This window comes from Luteimonas sp. gir (genome assembly GCF_037198055.1).
Classification (GTDB): domain Bacteria; phylum Pseudomonadota; class Gammaproteobacteria; order Xanthomonadales; family Xanthomonadaceae; genus Luteimonas; species Luteimonas citri_A.
Genome location: NZ_JBBAXQ010000005.1, coordinates 103,882 through 120,144 on the forward strand (window position 1 = coordinate 103,882; position 16,263 = coordinate 120,144).

A 16,263-nucleotide genomic window follows, 5' to 3' on the forward strand; every position below is an offset into this window, starting at 1 on the left:
GTCTTGAAGCACGGTCGTGGCCGGTAGGGATCGCGGTCGCGTGACGCCAGCCCCTGCAGTTCCGACACGCGGTTGACCCACGTCAACGACGCAGCCGTGGCGCATGGCCGAAGATGCCTGCATGAAATCACCCGCATCCCGTCCCTCGCCACAGCTGTTGGCGGCTGCTCCGCACCGGCTGATGTTCTTCATCGGTGCGGGCAATCTGCTGCTCGCGATGCTGTGGTGGGCGGCCTGGCTGGTGTCCCAACGCTGGTCGCTGGGCTTCGGAATGCCGCAAGCGGCGACCTATCCAGGCTGGCTGCACGCGTTCGTGATGCAGTACCAGGTGCTGCCGAGCTTCTTCTTCGGTTTCCTGCTGACCACGTTTCCGCGCTGGATGGGCCTGCGCGAGGTGCCGCGCTGGCAGTACCTGCCGGTCGGCATCGGTCTGATGGGCGGTCAGGCGTTGCTGCTGTGCGCAGCGCTGGGGCTGGAGGTCGCGTTGACGGTCGGCCTGTTCATGACGCTGGCCGGCTGGGGCGCCGGGTTGTGGCTGCTGACACGGCTGGTGCTGGCCGAGCGCGGTCGCACCTGGCATGCCTGGTCGTGCCTGGCCGCGTTGTGGTTGGGCATGGCGGGGCTGCTGTGCTTCGCCGGGTTCGTTGCGACCGGCTCGCCATGGCTGGTGTTTGTCAGCATCAAGCTCGGGACCTTCGGCTTGCTGGCGCCGGTGTACCTCACCGTCGCGCACCGGATGTTTCCGTTCTTTGCCGGCAATGCCGTGCCCGGTTACGTCGCCTGGCGGCCGATGTGGTGGCTCGGCGCGATGTGGGGCTTGTTGATCGCCCACCTGGCGCTCGAGCTCGTACATGCCTACGCCTGGCTGTGGCTGGTTGATCTGCCGATGCTCGCTCTGGCCCTGTACACGCTCTGGCGCTGGTGGCCGCGCGGCGCCGCGCCGGGGCTGCTGAGCACCCTGTTCTTCGGGCTGTTGTGGTGGCCGGTGACGTGCGTGCTGCATGCCGCGCAGAGCTTGCTGTATCTGCAGACCGGCACGTTCCTGCTTGGCCGCGCACCGGCGCACGCCTTGTTCATCGGCCTGTTCGGTAGCGTGCTGGTCGCGATGGTGACGCGCGTCACCCAGGGGCATTCCGGGCGCCCGCTGCGCATGACCGGCACGGCGTGGTGGGCATTTGTCGGCATCCAGGCCATCGCCGCGCTGCGGATCTCAGCCGAGGTGCTGCCAGACACGATGCTGTGGCTGGCGGTGTCCGCGCTCGGCTGGCTGGTCGTGCTCGGCCCGTGGGTGGCCCGAATCGGCGCCATCTATCTGTCGCCGCGCGCCGACGGCAAGCCCGGATGACGGTCGTAGAGCCGTCGGGCATGCTGCTGCTTTCATCGCTGGCCGCGTTGCGATCGTGGCGCGCTGGCCGGCCTCGTGTCGAGGGTCCGTTCCGATGATCGAGTTCTATCCCCAGATCAAGCATGCGCACATGGGACTGGCGTTGACCAGCGGCGCGCTGTTCGCGCTGCGTGGTGCGGCGCTGCTTGCCGGCATGCGCTGGCCGAAGGTGGCCGTCGTGCGTTACGTCAGCTATACGATCGATACCGCGCTGCTGACCGCAGCGATGATGCTGCTGACCATCCTGCCCGGCGCGCTTTATGCCAACGGCTGGCTGGCGACCAAGGTGGTGCTGATCGTGGTCTATGTCGTGCTGGGCATTCTGGCCTTCGGCGACAAGCGGTCGCGGCGCGCGCGGGTCATGTTCTATGTCGCCGCGTTGCTGACGTTCGGGCAGATCTATTGCATTGCCCGTGCGCATCACCCGCTGGGGCTCTTCTACCTGCTCTGAGCGAGCGCCGGTGCGGGCGAGACGCGCACGCTCGCCTTCATCCTCCAGCGCTGCGTCGTGCCGCAGTGCCGACTGCGTTTGCGACGATGCCTCATCCTCAAGGGCATCGCGTGTTCGAGCCTCGCGGTGGATCGCCGCAACGCGGCGCCAGCATCTGACGCACACCGCTCGCGCGTCTGACGAACCGGTCAGTGCGCCTGCACACCTGGCGTGTAGCGTTGGCACAGCGCGTGCGTTGGTGGTACGCGCCCGCAGCTCCATGTGCGCTGAGCGCCGGTGCGCTTAACCGGCGTCCTGTCCCGCTGCGCTCTGTGCAGTGGACGTCGGTGCCAGTGGCACCACATGGGCAATGCGCCCCGGTCTGACCCATCAGCATCCACAGCCGCGCAGCCCCGTCAAAGGTGGCGTTGAGAGCGCTGGCTTCTGATCGACCGCGTCCAGTCGGATTGGCATGCGCAGGGGGGCGGGGCGATGGGGGTCGGGCCGTGAGCAGGCCGGTATCGGCTGAGTGGGCGGTCCCTCAGCACGCACGGGGCCAGGCGGCAGCGTCCGGCATCTGGCGTGGGGTCGCGCAGGGGGCAGGCCATCACGCGCGCGAAGCCGATCGCGATGCCTGGTCAATCGACTGGACCGGCCACAGCGTGGGTGGACGTCCTGCAGGCGCCGAATCTGACGGGTGACGGTGACCCGACAAGACCTCTGGCGCCATCTTCCGGCGTTGTGGAATGTGACGGTGCGTTACGCCGAGAACAAGAAAGGCCACCCCTGCAATGCAGAGGTGGCCCAGGGCGCTGGAGAGAGCGCGTGACTTACTTGTCGGCAGGCAGCGCGAGGCTGGTGCTGGCCTTGATCGGACCGGCCGGGGCCGGCGTGGTCATCAGGTCGTGGTTCCACGTATCGCCGTCGACCTTGATGTGTGCGGCGGCACCGAGCAGGACGGCCTCGATCAGGTTGTGGTTGAGGTACACATACAGGCCGGGCTGACGGAAGGTGTAGAGCGCAGCGCCCGCCGAGCCGCCACGGATGAACCAGGTCTCCAGGTCCTTGGCCGGCGCGTTGTTGAACTTGCCTTCTTCCCAGACGTAGTCACCATGGCCGCCGATCAGATGCGGACGGCTGTCGCGGTTGGCCTGGGAGTGCACCAGCAGGACCGTTTCGCCGACCTTGCTGGTCATCGCGTGCTCGCCCGTCAGGGCGCCGACGGCGCCGTTGAACACGACATGCGAGGGCGTGAGGCTCTTCATGGTGGCCAGCGTGTCGGGCAGCGCCTCGGCATGCGAGCCATAGGTCTTGAAGTTGCCGTCGGCATCGCGCGGGACGTAGAAGTCCGTCTCGCCGACATAGTAGGCACGGTCGTAGTGCAGCGGCTTGCCGTCGCCGTCCTTCAGGCCGTCGCGGGGCAGCACCATCACCGTGCCCTGCATGCCCGAGACCACGTGCCAGGGTGTCATCGGACCGCCGGGGGCGCAGTGGTAGACGAACGTGCCCGGACGCGTGGCCTTCCAGCGCAGCACCACTTCCTCGCCGGGCTGGATGACCGTGAGGTCGCCGCCGCCCAGCGCGCCGGTGGCCGCATGGAAATCGATGTTGTGCACCATCGAATTCGTTGCAGGATTGACCAGCGTGAGTTCGACATAATCGCCCTCGTGCACGACCATCAACGGACCCGGCACTGAACCGCCGAAGGTCATCGCGTGCATCGTGGTGCCCTGGCCGTCGATGACGATTTCCTTTTCGACAATCGGCAGCGTGAACTGGATGACCTTGGGACCGCCCTTGGCGACCTGGTCATGGTCATGGACGAACGGCGGGCGCTTGAGTTCGACGTGCTGGCGCGGCAGATTGGCCAGATCCGAGGCGTCGCTCAGCGTCGCGTTGACGAGGTCCTTGGCATCGACCGCCTGAGCGGGGCTGGACAGCAGAGGGGAGGCTGCGAGTGCGATCGCAGCGGCGAGCAGGCTGGTCTTCAGGACGTTCATCTGGGTGTCTCCTCTTGTTTCCGTTCGCTTGTTATTGGCGTGGAAACAATATGCGTCCGAGGATTATCTGCCGCCTTGATCGGGATCAAGAATATGTGAACAAATAATCGGTTGATTATTGTTTCAATTGAATAAATTGATTTCGATCAAAACCGAGATTGATTCAAATCAATCGATTCTCGATATGCGATTGAGCAGGATGCCTTGGCCGTTCCGGCAGCTCAGTGACCGTGCGGTCTGGCCGAAAAGGCGCGACTTCCGCCGGGAGAGAGCTGCCACTGTCCGCAGCAGCGGACTGCCAGACAACCGGGCTAAAAGAACCGGGGTCAGAGTGCGATTTCGCAAGGCGAAAGTGCACTCTGACCCCGGTTTGTGGCGGGGGCGCCCGCGTCGCGAGGCGGCCTGTCGAGGTAGGCGACTTCCGGCTGGCAGGGCGCTGGTGTCGGAAGAGGCACACCATTCCCGCATTGGGCGAAGCACCAAAAAAAAGCGCCACCCGAAGGTGGCGCCTGGTGTCGCGGATCGGGCCGGCGGCCCGGCGAACGGTCAGGGCTGGACGACCAGCTTGCCGCGCATGATCGCCGAGTGGCCCGGGAACGAGCAGAAGTAGGTGTAGTCGCCACCGGCCTTGAGCGCCGAGCCGGGGAGGGTGATCGTGGTCGTCTGGCCGCCACCCACCAACTTGGTGTGCGCCAGCACGCGCTTGTCGCCGGCCTGGATGTAGTCGGCGGCTGCGCCGGCCTTGATGCCGTCGCGGGCGACCGCATCGGCGTCCGGGGTCGCGGTGAGGACCACGTTGTGGCCCATGGCGGTGACCGGCAGGTTGCCGACGTGGGCGAGTTCGATCGTGACCGTGCGGCAGCTCGCCGACACCGTGGCGGTTCTCTGGTCGAACTGCATCTGGTCGTTGCCCTTGAGGCTGACCTTGCAGTTCGGGGTGGCGTGGGCCATGCCGGCGGCACCGAGGAGGGCGAGGCCGAGCAGCATCGTACGGGTGTTCATGGAGCGTCTCCGTTGGGGTCTGGTCTTCTTGCGTGGGGCCATCTTCCCCCGTTGCCGGCCGCCGCGCCTTGATCTGGATCATTCCTGGCCTTTCAGGTGATCCGCCGGGATGATGTGCTTCCCTGCCGTTCATTCCGGGCGCTTACGGCCCGGCGCACCGACCATGCCCGACCGCTCGACACCCACTCCCGGTCCCGATTTGTGCAGCGAAGAGGAGGTGGTCCGGCTGGTCCACGCTTTCTATGCGCGGGCCCGCGCGGACGCACAGCTGGGGCCGGTGTTCGAGGCGCACGTCGAGGACTGGCCAGCCCATCTGGCGCTGCTGGTCGACTTCTGGTCGGCGATGTTGCGCGGGACGCGACGGTTCCGCGGCGCGCCTGTGCAGCGACACATGCGCCTGGACGGGCTCGATGAGGCCATGTTCGCGCGCTGGCTGGCGCTGTTCCGCCAGACCACCGCCGAGTTGGGCAATGTGCCGATGCAGCAACTGGCCGACGAGATGGCCGAGCGGGTCGCTGCGACGTTCCTGGCCCGCTACCGCGACGCGCGCGGCTGAGCCGGCGACAGCGCGCCGGTCGAGCCGCGCAGTACCAGCCGGCCGGGAATCGTCCGGCTTTCGACCGGCGCCCCTTCGATCTGCGCGATCAGCGTATCGACCAGCAGTGCGCCGGCCTGACGCGTGTCCTGCTGCACGGTCGACAGCCCCGGGGTCACGAATGCGGCCAGCGGGATGTCGTCGAATCCGGCCACCGCGACATCGTCGGGCACCCGCAGGCCGTGCTCGTGCAGCGCCTTCATCGCGCCGATCGCGATCAGATCGCTGCCGGCGAAGATCGCGTCGAATGGCGTGCCGCGGGCGAGCAGGGCGCGGGCGGCCTCGAAGCCGGACTGCTCGCTGGTGACCGCATCGACCTGCAGGGCGGGCCCGGTGGCCAGGCCGGCCTCGGCCAGCGCCGCCGCCAGGCCGCGGTGGCGCTCCTGGAACTCGGGGTAGCGCGCGGAGGCGTCGCCGAGGAAGGCGATGCGCCGGCGCCCCTGCGCGAGCAGGTGCTCGGCCATCGCCCGGCCGCCCTGGAAGTTGTCGCTGCCGATCGACACCCCCGGCTGGCCCGGCAGCGCCGCGCCCCAGCGCACGAAGCGGGTGCCCTGTTCGACCAGTTGCTGCAGCTGGTCGCGGGCCTGGAGGTAGTCGCCGTAGCCGAGCAGCAGCAGACCGTCGGCCTTGTGGGAGTCCTCGTAGTCGGCGTGCCAGTCGCTGGAGAGCTGCTGGAACGAGATCAGCAGGTCGTAGCCGCGCAGCGCGCAGGCCCGGGTGATCGCGCCAAGCATCGACAGGAAGAACGGATTGATCGCGTCGTCCGCCGGTTCTTCGAAGAACAGCAGCGCCAGCGTGCCGGACTGCTGGCAGCGCAGGTTGGAGGCGTTCTTGTCGACCTTGTAGTTGAGCTCGCGGGCGATCGCGAGGATGCGCTCGCGCGTGTCCCGGCTCACCGACGGGTGGCCGCGTAATGCGCGCGAGACGGTCGGCTGGGACACGCCGGCCAGATGCGCGATATCGAGGGAAGTGGGCTTGCCTTTGATGGTCATCGCACGCCGTCGCGGCGCTGGGGGCGACCGCATGATGCCACGGCCGCGGCGCGCAACGCCGGCCCGGCGTTCTGGGCTAGAATCGGCCCCTGGCGTCCCTCCAGCCGAACAGGTGGCCCGCGTTTGCGCCGGCCGAGCGTGCGACATGAGCACTACCCCCTTCCAGCGCTGATCGTCCCCGCGGGTCCTCCAAGGCGCCCTCGTGGCGCTTTTTTTGTGCGACACGCCGCGACCCGGGAACGACCATCGACTGCTTGCGATCGGCCCGCGTTCGCGAATCTCCACCTCCCCTCATAGCCATCACGCCCATGATCACCATCACGCTTCCCGACGGCAGCCGCCGCGAGTTCGACCACCCCGTCACGGTCATGCAGGTCGCCCAGTCGATCGGCCCGGGCCTGGCCAAGGCCACCGTCGCCGGCAAGGTCGACGGCCGCCAGGTCGACGCCTCCGATCTGATCGACCACGACGCCTCGCTGCAGATCCTCACCCCCAAGGACCCGGAGGGTGTGGAGATCATCCGCCACTCCTGCGCGCACCTGGTCGGGCACGCGGTCAAGCAGCTCTACCCCGAGGTCAAGATGGTCATCGGCCCGGTGATCGATGAAGGCTTCTATTACGACGTCTACAGCGAGCGGCCGTTCACGCCCGAGGACCTGGCGGCGATCGAGAAGCGCATGGGCGAGCTGATCGACACCGAGTACGACGTGATCAAGAAGATGACCCCGCGTGCGGAGGTCATCGAGACATTCCGGGCGCGCGGCGAGGATTACAAGCTGCGGCTGATCGACGACATGGGCCCGGACATCACCGAGATGGGGCTGTACTTCCATCAGGAATACGTCGATATGTGTCGCGGACCGCACGTGCCCAATACGCGCTTCCTCAAGGCGTTCAAGCTCACGCGCATTTCCGGCGCATACTGGCGCGGCGACTCGAAGAACGAGCAGCTCCAGCGCATCTACGGCACCGCCTGGGCCGACGCCAAGCAGCTCAAGGCCTATATCCAGCGCATCGAGGAAGCCGAGAAGCGCGACCACCGGCGCATCGGCAAGGCCCAGGACCTGTTCCACCTTCAGGAAGAAGCGCCGGGTCTGGTGTTCTGGCACCCCAAGGGCTGGGCGCTGTGGCAGGTGGTCGAGCAGTACATGCGCCAGGTCTACCGCGACAGCGGCTACGGCGAGGTGCGCTGCCCGCAGATCCTCGATGTCTCGCTGTGGCAGAAGTCCGGCCACTGGGACAACTACAAGGACAACATGTTCTTCACCGAGTCCGAGAAGCGGACCTATGCGGTGAAGCCGATGAACTGCCCCGGCCACGTGCAGGTCTTCAATCAGGGCCTGCACAGCTATCGCGACCTGCCGATCCGCTATGGCGAATTCGGCTCCTGCCATCGCAACGAGCCCTCGGGCGCGCTGCACGGCATCCTGCGCGTGCGCGGCTTCACCCAGGACGACGGCCACGTGTTCTGCACCGAGGCGCAGATCGAGTCGGAGGTGACCGCGTTCCACCAGCAGGCGCTCGCGGTCTATGCGCATTTCGGCTTCCAGGACATCCAGATCAAGATCGCGCTGCGGCCCGAGTCGCGGCTGGGCGACGACGCGACCTGGGACAAGGCCGAGGCCGCGCTGCGCAATGCGTTGTCGGCCTGCGGCGTGGCCTGGGAGGAGCTGCCGGGCGAGGGCGCGTTCTACGGCCCGAAGATCGAGTACCACCTCAAGGACGCCATCGGCCGGACCTGGCAGCTGGGCACGATGCAGGTCGACTTCATGATGCCCGGGCGCCTGGGCGCGGAGTACGTCGACGAGCAGAGCCAGCGCCGCACCCCGGTCATGCTGCACCGGGCGATCGTCGGCTCCATGGAGCGTTTCATCGGCATCCTGATCGAGCACCATGCCGGGCAGTTCCCCGCCTGGCTGGCCCCGGTGCAGGCGGTGGTGATGAACATCACCGACGCCCAGGCCGACTTCGTCGAGGCGGTGCGGAAATCCCTTGCGAATCAAGGCGTCCGGGTCGAGGCCGATTTGCGGAACGAGAAAATCGGCTATAAGATCCGCGAGCACACGCTGCAGCGGGTGCCGTATCTGCTCGTGGTCGGGGACCGCGAGAAGGAAAACGGTGCAGTCGCGGTTCGGACGCGGTCCGGGGAAGATCTGGGCACGATGCCGGTCGGCGATTTCGTTTCGCGCCTCCGCGCGGAGCCGGTGTCAGCATGAGTTCTTCACCGGCGCGGCGCCATCATCGGCCGCGCCGGTCGCCCCGTTGGCTGACGAGCCGGCGGTATGTTCCATTTCGGAGATTGCAGTATTAGCACCCCTGACAAGCAGAATCGGCGCAACCAGGATATCCGCGTACCCCGTGTGCGCGTGATCGGTTCGGACGGAGAAATGATTGGCGTGCTCTCGCGCGACGATGCATTGCGCGCCGCCGAAGAGGAGGGACTCGACCTCGTCGAGATCCAGCCCAATGCGGACCCGCCGGTCTGCAAGATCATGGATTTCGGCAAGTTCAAGTTCGAAGCCCAGAAGAAGGCCAACGAGGCCAAGAAGAAGACCAAGCAGGTCGAGATCAAGGAACTGAAGTTCCGGCCGGTCACCGACGAGGGCGACTACCAGATCAAGCTGCGCAAGATGCGGGCTTTCCTGGAAGACGGCGACAAGATCAAGGTCAACATCCGCTTCCGTGGCCGCGAAATGAGCCACCAGGAACTGGGCCGCGAGATGGCGGCGCGGATCGAGGCCGACCTCGGCGAGGACATCGTCATCGAGTCGCGGCCGCGCCTGGAAGGCCGGCAGATGGTGATGATGATCGCGCCGAAGAAGCGCTGACCGGTCGCGTCCTAGGGCGCCGCAGGACTCCAGCTCGCCTGTTCCGGACCGGGGCAGGGTGAAGAGAGGCGCCGCAAGGCGCCTCTTTGCGTTTTCGGCAACGCCGCCATTTGGCCGCGCCCCAGGGCGATTGCCCGGCGAGGCCCGGCGGACGCGGACGCGCCGCTTTCCGGAAGGCCAAGCCGATGATTTGCAAGCCAAAGCGGCGCGCGGCATAATGCGCGGCTCCCGGCCTGTCCGGGTGATTTGAGCGGTATCAGGACCGGCCGGAATCCCGTGGGGATCGAGGCCTGAACACCGGCATGGGCATGGATGGAAAGTGTGGCGAGCGCCACCGCCCGGTCAGTACTCGTATCCCACAAGGACTCTCGCAATGCCCAAGATCAAGACGCACCGGGGCGCTTCCAAGCGTTTCCGGAAGACGGCTTCCGGCAAGTACAAGGCCGGCCACGCCAATCGCAGCCACATCCTCACCAAGAAGGCGACGAAGCGGAAGCGCAATCTCCGCCAGACGAACCACATTCCGGCGTGCGACAGCGGTCGTCTCGACCGCATGCTGCCGTATCTCTGAGGAGGACTGAACCATGGCACGAGTCAAGCGTGGCGTCCAAGCGCGCCGCCGTCACAAGAAGGTCCTCGGCCGCGCGAAGGGCTATTACAACGCCCGTCGCAAGGTCTTCCGCGTCGCCAAGCAGGCCGTCATCAAGGCCGGCCAGTACGCCTACATCGGTCGCAAGCAGAAGAAGCGCGACTACCGTTCGCTGTGGATCACGCGTATCAACGCGGCGGCCCGTCTGAACGGCATCAGCTACAGCCGCTTCATGAATGGCCTGCTCAAGGCTGGCATCACGCTGGACCGCAAGGTCCTGGCCGATATCGCGGTGCACGATGCGACCGGCTTTACCGCGCTCGCCGAGAAGGCGAAGGGCGCGCTGGCGGCCTAAGGCCGTCGTCTCCACCGTAAAGCGGTACTGCCGCCGGATCCGTCCGGCGGTCACGTGGGGAAGGGCGCAAGTCCTTCCCCATCGTTTTTTGCGGCATCCGAACGTGCGACGCCCCGGTTTCGGGCGCGTCTGCGACGCGGACCTTTCATCAGTGACGGGCCTGTAGATGAGCGAAATCGAATCCCTGTCGAGCCGGGCGCTGGCCGACATCGACGCGGCGGACACGCCCGAGGCGCTCGAAGCGCTGCGCGTGGCGCTGCTGGGCAAGAGCGGCAGCATCACCGCCCAGCTCAAGGCGCTCGGCGCACTGCCTGGCGACCAGCGCAAGGCGGCCGGCGAGGCCATCAACCGCGCGCGCGACGCGATCGGCGCGGCATTGGCCCAGCGCAAGACCGCGCTCGAGGACGCCGCGCTCGACGCGCGCCTGGCCTCGCAGACGATCGACGTGACCCTGCCAGGGCGCGATGCGGGTCGCGGCGGCGTGCATCCGATCAGCCGTACCCTCGAGCGCATCGCCGACATCTTCGGCCGGCTGGGCTACGAACTGGCCGACGGCCCGGAGATCGAGGACGACTGGCACAACTTCGAGGCGCTGAACTTCCCGCCGCACCATCCGGCACGCGCGATGCACGACACGTTCTATTTCGCGCCCGACGCGGCCGGGGTCGCGCGCCTGCTGCGCACGCACACCTCCGGCGTGCAGGTGCGCTACATGGGCGAGCACCGCCCGCCGTTGCGGATGATCGCCGCCGGCAAGGTCTACCGCTCCGACAGCGACCAGACCCACTCGCCGATGTTCCACCAGGTCGAAGGCCTGCTGGTCGACGAGCACGCGACGTTCGCTGATCTCAAGGGCACGCTCAGCGAGTTCGTGCGCGCATTCTTCGAGCGCGATTTCGAGATGCGTTTCCGTCCCAGCTACTTCCCGTTCGTCGAACCCGGCGCCGAGGTCGACATCGCCTGGCAGCAGGCCGACGGCAGCACCCGCTGGCTGGAGGTGCTGGGCTGCGGCATGGTGCATCCCAACGTGCTCAAGGCGGTCGGCATCGACCCCGAGCGCTATACCGGCTTCGCATTCGGCATGGGCGTGGAGCGCTTCGCCATGCTGCGCTACGGCGTCGATGACCTGCGCGCGTTCTTCGAAAACGACGTGCGGTTTCTCAGGCAGTTCGCCTGAGGGATGGGCCATGCGTGATCCGGGCAGACCGATCACGCGCGCCATCGCGACCTGCCGCTTTTTGAACCACGCATCCCCCATTACGACTCACGGAATTTCAGCATGAAATTTTCCGAAAGCTGGCTTCGCCAGCACGTGCGCACCGAGGCATCGCGCGAGGACCTGGCGGCGACGCTGACTGCGATCGGCCTGGAGGTCGAGGACATCGTGCCGCTGGGCGACGCGCTTGAGGGCGTGGTCGTGGCGCGCATCGTCTCGGCCGAGAAGCACCCCGAAGCCGACCGGCTGCAGGTGTGTCAGGTCGATGTCGGCGGCGCGGCGCCACTGCAGATCGTCTGCGGTGCGCCGAATGCGCGCCCGGGCCTGGTCGCACCGCTGGCGACGATCGGCACGCGCGTGGGCGAGTTGACGATCCAGGCCACCAAGCTGCGCGGCGTCGCGTCCAACGGCATGCTGTGCTCGGCCAAGGAGCTGGGGCTCGACGCCGATGCCTCAGGACTGCTCGAACTGCCCGACGACGCGCCGGTCGGCCGTCCGCTGGCCGATTACCTCGGCCTGCCGGACGCCACGATCGAGCTCAAGCTCACCCCCAACCGCGCCGACTGCTTCAGCGTGCGCGGCATCGCGTTCGACGTCGCTGCCGCCTTCGGCAGTCAGGTCGCGCCGCTGCAGGCGCCGCCCGTGGACGTCGCATCGGACGCCGCGTTGCCGGTGACGCTCGATGCCGGCAGCGACGCACCGCGGTACCTGGGCCGGGTGATCGAGGGCGTCGATGCGACGCGTCCGACCCCGGTGTGGATGGCCGAGCGCCTGCGCCGCAGCGGCATCCGCCCGGTCAGCTTCCTCGTCGATGTCACCCAGTACGTGATGCTCGAACTCGGCCAGCCGATGCATGCCTTCGACCGCGACCTGCTGACCGGCCCGGTGGGTGTGCGCCGTGCGCGCCAGGGCGAAACGCTCAAGCTGCTCGATGGCCGTGACGCGACGCTCGACCCGCAGTTCCTGGCGATCACCGACAACGACCGCGTCGTCGCACTCGCGGGCCTGATGGGCGGCTTCGACACCCGCGTGACCGATGCCACGCGCAACGTGTTCCTGGAATCGGCGCACTTCGCTCCCGACGCGATCATCGGCCGCAGCCGACGCCTGGGCCTGCACACCGATGCCGCGCACCGCTTCGAGCGCGGTGTGGACCCCGAACTGCCGCGCACCGCGCTCGAGTACGCGACGCGGCTGATTCTGGACGTCGCCGGCGGCCGGGCTGGCCCGGTGACGGCCGCCGAGCTCGATGCGCATCTCGCGCAGCCGCGTACGATCGCGCTGCGCCGCACGCGGCTGGCGCGCGTGCTGGGGCTGACCGTCGACGACGCCGAAGTCGAGCGCATCCTGCGTGCGCTCGGGCTCGAGGTCGCCGCCGATGCCGACGGTTGGCGGGTCACCGCGCCGACGCGGCGCTTCGACCTGGCGATCGAGGAAGACCTGATCGAAGAAGTCGTGCGCATCCACGGCTACGACCGGGTGCCAACGACGCTGCCCGGGGGCGCGACGCGGATTGCCGCCCCCAGCGAGACCCAGGTCGCCGAGGCCGAGCTGCGTCGCCAACTGGTGGCCCGCGATTGCCTGGAGACGGTCAATTTCGCCTTCGTCGACGCCGCCCTGCTCGCGACCTGGCAGGCCGACGACGGCGCTGTGCCGCTGGCCAACCCGCTCAGCGCGGAATTGGGCGTCATGCGGACCGCGCTGCTGCCGGGGCTGGTCGCGACACTGGCGCGGAACCTCGCCCGCCAACAGACGCGCGTGCGGCTGTTCGAACTCGGCAAGGTGTTCGCAAGCGTGGATCCGGCGTCGGGAACGGCGGGTGCGCCAGTCGAGACATTACGGGTCGCGGCGGCCGTCGCCGGCGATGCGCAGGCCGAGCAGTGGGGCCAACCGGCGCGGCCGGTCGATTATTTCGACCTCAAGGGCGACCTCGAGGCGCTGGCCGCGGTCGCGGGTGCGCAGCTGACGTTCAGGCGCTCGACCGCGGCGCACGGCCACCCGGGCCGCTCGGCGGATGTGCTGCGCGATGGCGTGCAGGTCGGTTGGATCGGCGAACTGCATCCGCGCCTGCTGCGTGCGTTGGACATCGACGCATCGGTCGTGGCGTTCGAACTCGATGCTGCAGCACTGCAGGCCCGTGCGCTGCCGCGTGTGGCGCCGCTCTCGCGTTTCCCCTCGGTGCGCCGCGACCTGGCGATCGTCGCCCCCGACGCCGTCGACTGGGCCGCGCTGGAGGCCACCGTCCGCGCGGCCGCCGGCCCGCTGCTGACCGGGATCCGCCTGTTCGACCGTTATGCCGGGCAGGGCGTCGAATCGGGTTTCAGGAGTCTCGCCATGGGCTTGATTCTGCAGGAAACTTCACGCACTCTGACCGATCGCGATGTCGAAACAGTGGTCGCGAACGTGGTCGAAGCGCTGGCGCGCGACCACGGCGCGAAGATCCGAGGCTGAGGTGGACAAGGGGATGCGGGCGTGGCGTTGACGAAGGCGGACATGGCCGAGAAGCTCTACGAGGAAGTCGGGCTGAACAAGCGCGAGGCCAAGGAGTTCGTCGATGCGTTCTTCGACGTCCTGCGCGAAGCGCTGCAGCACGGCCGCCAGGTCAAGCTGTCGGGCTTCGGCAACTTCGACCTGCGGCGCAAGAACGAGCGTCCCGGCCGCAACCCCAAGACCGGCGAGGAGATCCCGATCTCCGCGCGCACGGTGGTCACCTTCCGCCCCGGGCAGAAGCTCAAGGAGCGGGTCGAGGCCTACACCGGCACCGTCGGCGCGGGAGCGGGTCATGCTTGATCCGGGCAGCAACCGCGAACTGCCGCCGATTCCGGCCAAGCGCTACTTCACGATCGGCGAGGTCAGCGAGCTGTGCGACGTGAAGCCGCATGTGCTGCGCTACTGGGAGACCGAGTTCCCCAGCCTGAGCCCGGTCAAGCGCCGCGGCAATCGCCGCTACTACCAGCGCCACGACGTGCTGATGGTGCGTCAGATCCGCGGTCTGCTCTACGAGCAGGGCTACACGATCGGCGGCGCGCGTCTGCGCCTGGAAGGCGCGGGCGCCAAGCAGGAGTCGGCGCTCAGCAGCCAGATCGTGCGCCAGGTGCGCATGGAACTCGAGGACGTGCTGCAACTGCTCAAGCGTTGACGCAGGCATGGGCGAAACGCTCGCCAACGGGTATACTGCCCAGCTTTCCGGGGTATAGCGCAGCCTGGTAGCGCACTTGTCTGGGGGACAAGTGGTCGTCGGTTCGAATCCGGCTACCCCGACCAAATATTGAGGCCCGCCTTGCGCGGGTCTTTTTTTGTTCTCAAGTCCCAGGATTCTGCCCGTTCGATTAGAGACCCGTCCTCGGAGCGCGCGTCGCGCCGGCCGGAGACTGCTTCCCGGCTCGAACAGCGCGTTCCGCTGCCCTGCCCGGCGAAGCGCCCCGCAATGAGGCCGACAGCCACTTTTTCCAGTAGGCGGCTCTATGTCCACCCGAAGCCGGATTGCCAAAGTCCGCGACAGCGGACTGACGGCCGGTGGCCGCGTCGAGCGCGCCATGGATGGCGCGCGCCCGAGTCAGGACAGGGTGAGGATGGATGGCGTTGCGCGGCATGCCGCGCATCCATGCGAACGCCACGCGTGCTTCGCGTGGCTGGGCCGTGAAGCGGTCCTGACCGAGGGAGGAGCGGCTACCGGCCGGCAGGCCGCTGCCTATTCGAAGTGAAATTTCTATCCCCACACTTGCTTTTGAGCATCCACCTGACTGCGGCCTGGTGGCCGGATTGCCAGAGGCTTGCCGGGCGACCCGTGCCGGCATCCAATCGCGGCTTCGGATCTGGGATGCCATCGATGCGCGAGCGAATCGTCGGAATCGTAATGGGCATGGCGCTGATCGCAGGGGCGGCCCCGGCGTGGGCGCAGGCGCCCGCTGCCGGCGCGCCGCCGCCGCCGTCCGGTGAGGCGGGCATCGTCGACATGGGGCCGGTCGTGGTCTCGGGCGTCCAGCCCGGCCCGGGTCTGTGGCAGGTGCGCCGCGGCGATCACACGCTGTATGTGCTCGGAGAGGTGTCGCCGTTGCCGCGCGATATCGACTGGAACACCGACGAGGTCGAGGCGGTCATCGCGCGTGCGCAGACCGTGATCACCGCGCCGCAGATCGAGTTGCGTGCCGATGTCGGGCGGTTCCGAACGCTGTTGATGGTGCCGGCGCTGCTGCGGGCGCGGCGCAATCCGGACGGCAAGCAGTTGCAGGATGTCGTGCCGCCCGCGCTCTATGCGCGCTGGGCGCCGCTGAAGGCGCGATGGATCGGGCGCAGCGATCGCGTCGAGCGCTGGCGGCCGGTGTTCGCGGCCGGCGAGCTCTATGCCTCGGCGATCTCACGGATGCGCATGCGCCAGGACGGCATCATCGAGCCGGTGGTCACGCGCCTGGCGAAGTCGCATCGGGTGCCTATTGTCCGGACCGACCTCGAGATCCGGGTGGAGGACACGAAGGCGGCGCTGCGCGAGTTCGGCGGCGCGCCGCTCGACGACCTGCCCTGCTTCGAGCGCATGCTCGCGCGGATCGAGCGCGATCTGCAGCACATGGGCGAGCGCGCCAACGCCTGGGCCGTCGGCGATATCGATGCGCTGCGCGCGCTGCAGGGCGAGAACACCTACACCGTGTGCATGCGGACCTTCACCCAGGGCGCGCTGGCCAAGCGGCTTGGGGTGGAAGACGTCGACCGACGCGTCGAGGCGAAGTGGCTCGAGACGGCCGAGACCGCGCTCGCACAGAACCAGACGACGTTCGCGGTGCTGCCGATGTCGCTTGTGCTCGGCGAGCATGGCTATCTCGCCAAGCTGGCAGCCAAGGGCTACGAGGTCCAAGCGCCGTAGCGTCATCCGCCGGC

At 67.7% G+C, this 16,263-nt stretch carries 15 protein-coding genes and 1 tRNA gene; 13 read left to right on the forward strand and 3 right to left on the reverse strand.

The window, feature by feature from the left end; translation table 11 throughout:
• Positions 1–121 precede the first annotated feature (121 nt).
• Both WAF18_RS09115 and WAF18_RS09120 read left to right on the forward strand, forming a co-directional pair.
• Positions 122–1,345 carry an NnrS family protein gene (locus tag WAF18_RS09115; protein WP_337244821.1) on the forward strand — a complete coding sequence of 408 codons (1,224 nt, stop codon included), beginning with the start codon at positions 122–124 and terminating at the stop codon, positions 1,343–1,345.
• Positions 1,346–1,439: 94 nt separating this feature from the next.
• Entirely contained in the window at positions 1,440–1,835 is a 396-nt protein-coding gene (locus WAF18_RS09120; RefSeq protein WP_337244822.1) for a SirB2 family protein, read from the forward strand.
• An 809-nt stretch (positions 1,836–2,644) separates the two neighbouring features.
• Here the strand turns inward: WAF18_RS09120 and nirK are convergent.
• Positions 2,645–3,814 carry a copper-containing nitrite reductase gene (nirK, locus tag WAF18_RS09125; RefSeq protein WP_337244823.1) on the reverse strand — a complete coding sequence of 390 codons (1,170 nt, stop codon included), beginning with the start codon at positions 3,812–3,814 and terminating at the stop codon, positions 2,645–2,647.
• Positions 3,815–4,360: 546 nt separating this feature from the next.
• Positions 4,361–4,816 (reverse strand): azurin, encoded by a 456-nt coding sequence (gene azu / locus WAF18_RS09130; protein WP_183425941.1) that lies wholly within the window; start codon positions 4,814–4,816, stop codon positions 4,361–4,363.
• Between the two features lie 163 nt (positions 4,817–4,979).
• On the opposite strand from azu, the gene WAF18_RS09135 reads away from it, so the two are divergent.
• Positions 4,980–5,372: a group III truncated hemoglobin gene (locus WAF18_RS09135; RefSeq protein ID WP_337244824.1), complete on the forward strand. Its 393-nt coding sequence runs from the start codon at positions 4,980–4,982 to the stop codon at positions 5,370–5,372.
• Here WAF18_RS09135 and WAF18_RS09140 read toward each other — a convergent pair.
• The gene (locus tag WAF18_RS09140) at positions 5,351–6,403 is read right to left on the reverse strand and encodes a LacI family DNA-binding transcriptional regulator (protein ID WP_337244825.1); all 1,053 of its coding nucleotides are present in this window, start codon (positions 6,401–6,403) and stop codon (positions 5,351–5,353) included. The genes WAF18_RS09135 and WAF18_RS09140 overlap by 22 nt on opposite strands.
• 308 nt (positions 6,404–6,711) lie before the next feature.
• On the opposite strand from WAF18_RS09140, the gene thrS reads away from it, so the two are divergent.
• The 10 genes from thrS to WAF18_RS09190 all read left to right on the forward strand — a co-directional run bounded on the left by thrS (position 6,712) and on the right by WAF18_RS09190 (position 16,249).
• Positions 6,712–8,619 (forward strand): threonine--tRNA ligase, encoded by a 1,908-nt coding sequence (thrS, locus tag WAF18_RS09145; RefSeq protein ID WP_183425938.1) that lies wholly within the window; start codon positions 6,712–6,714, stop codon positions 8,617–8,619.
• Positions 8,620–8,685: 66 nt separating this feature from the next.
• Positions 8,686–9,231, forward strand: a complete 546-nt coding sequence (infC, locus tag WAF18_RS09150) for a translation initiation factor IF-3 (protein ID WP_183425937.1) — start codon at positions 8,686–8,688, stop codon at positions 9,229–9,231.
• A 373-nt stretch (positions 9,232–9,604) separates the two neighbouring features.
• Positions 9,605–9,802: a 50S ribosomal protein L35 gene (gene rpmI, locus WAF18_RS09155; RefSeq protein WP_047136497.1), complete on the forward strand. Its 198-nt coding sequence runs from the start codon at positions 9,605–9,607 to the stop codon at positions 9,800–9,802.
• A gap of 13 nt (positions 9,803–9,815) precedes the next feature.
• Positions 9,816–10,175, forward strand: coding sequence for a 50S ribosomal protein L20 (gene rplT, locus WAF18_RS09160; RefSeq protein WP_047136498.1), 360 nt, complete (start codon positions 9,816–9,818; stop codon positions 10,173–10,175).
• A gap of 166 nt (positions 10,176–10,341) precedes the next feature.
• Positions 10,342–11,352 carry a phenylalanine--tRNA ligase subunit alpha gene (pheS, locus tag WAF18_RS09165; RefSeq protein ID WP_337244826.1) on the forward strand — a complete coding sequence of 337 codons (1,011 nt, stop codon included), beginning with the start codon at positions 10,342–10,344 and terminating at the stop codon, positions 11,350–11,352.
• 102 nt (positions 11,353–11,454) lie between these two features.
• Positions 11,455–13,842: a phenylalanine--tRNA ligase subunit beta gene (gene pheT, locus WAF18_RS09170; protein ID WP_337244827.1), complete on the forward strand. Its 2,388-nt coding sequence runs from the start codon at positions 11,455–11,457 to the stop codon at positions 13,840–13,842.
• A gap of 21 nt (positions 13,843–13,863) precedes the next feature.
• Positions 13,864–14,181 (forward strand): integration host factor subunit alpha, encoded by a 318-nt coding sequence (locus tag WAF18_RS09175; protein ID WP_183425934.1) that lies wholly within the window; start codon positions 13,864–13,866, stop codon positions 14,179–14,181.
• Positions 14,174–14,530, forward strand: a complete 357-nt coding sequence (locus WAF18_RS09180) for a MerR family transcriptional regulator (RefSeq protein WP_183425933.1) — start codon at positions 14,174–14,176, stop codon at positions 14,528–14,530. Before WAF18_RS09175 ends, WAF18_RS09180 begins: the two co-directional genes overlap by 8 nt.
• 48 nt (positions 14,531–14,578) lie before the next feature.
• Positions 14,579–14,655 (forward strand) — tRNA-Pro (locus WAF18_RS09185).
• Positions 14,656–15,253: 598 nt separating this feature from the next.
• Positions 15,254–16,249 (forward strand): TraB/GumN family protein, encoded by a 996-nt coding sequence (locus tag WAF18_RS09190; protein WP_337244828.1) that lies wholly within the window; start codon positions 15,254–15,256, stop codon positions 16,247–16,249.
• The last annotated feature ends 14 nt before the right edge of the window (positions 16,250–16,263 follow it).

Bases quoted from the DNA above. Each gene is read 5' to 3' on its own strand.
- WAF18_RS09115 (WP_337244821.1), top strand. From the start codon at position 122: ATGAAATCACCCGCATCCCGTCCCTCGCCACAGCTGTTGGCGGCTGCT.
- WAF18_RS09120 (WP_337244822.1), top strand. From the start codon at position 1,440: ATGATCGAGTTCTATCCCCAGATCAAGCATGCGCACATGGGACTGGCG.
- nirK (WP_337244823.1), bottom strand. From the start codon at position 3,814: ATGAACGTCCTGAAGACCAGCCTGCTCGCCGCTGCGATCGCACTCGCA.
- azu (WP_183425941.1), bottom strand. From the start codon at position 4,816: ATGAACACCCGTACGATGCTGCTCGGCCTCGCCCTCCTCGGTGCCGCC.
- WAF18_RS09135 (WP_337244824.1), top strand. From the start codon at position 4,980: ATGCCCGACCGCTCGACACCCACTCCCGGTCCCGATTTGTGCAGCGAA.
- WAF18_RS09140 (WP_337244825.1), bottom strand. From the start codon at position 6,403: ATGACCATCAAAGGCAAGCCCACTTCCCTCGATATCGCGCATCTGGCC.
- thrS (WP_183425938.1), top strand. From the start codon at position 6,712: ATGATCACCATCACGCTTCCCGACGGCAGCCGCCGCGAGTTCGACCAC.
- infC (WP_183425937.1), top strand. From the start codon at position 8,686: ATGTTCCATTTCGGAGATTGCAGTATTAGCACCCCTGACAAGCAGAAT.
- rpmI (WP_047136497.1), top strand. From the start codon at position 9,605: ATGCCCAAGATCAAGACGCACCGGGGCGCTTCCAAGCGTTTCCGGAAG.
- rplT (WP_047136498.1), top strand. From the start codon at position 9,816: ATGGCACGAGTCAAGCGTGGCGTCCAAGCGCGCCGCCGTCACAAGAAG.
- pheS (WP_337244826.1), top strand. From the start codon at position 10,342: ATGAGCGAAATCGAATCCCTGTCGAGCCGGGCGCTGGCCGACATCGAC.
- pheT (WP_337244827.1), top strand. From the start codon at position 11,455: ATGAAATTTTCCGAAAGCTGGCTTCGCCAGCACGTGCGCACCGAGGCA.
- WAF18_RS09180 (WP_183425933.1), top strand. From the start codon at position 14,174: ATGCTTGATCCGGGCAGCAACCGCGAACTGCCGCCGATTCCGGCCAAG.
- WAF18_RS09190 (WP_337244828.1), top strand. From the start codon at position 15,254: ATGGCGCTGATCGCAGGGGCGGCCCCGGCGTGGGCGCAGGCGCCCGCT.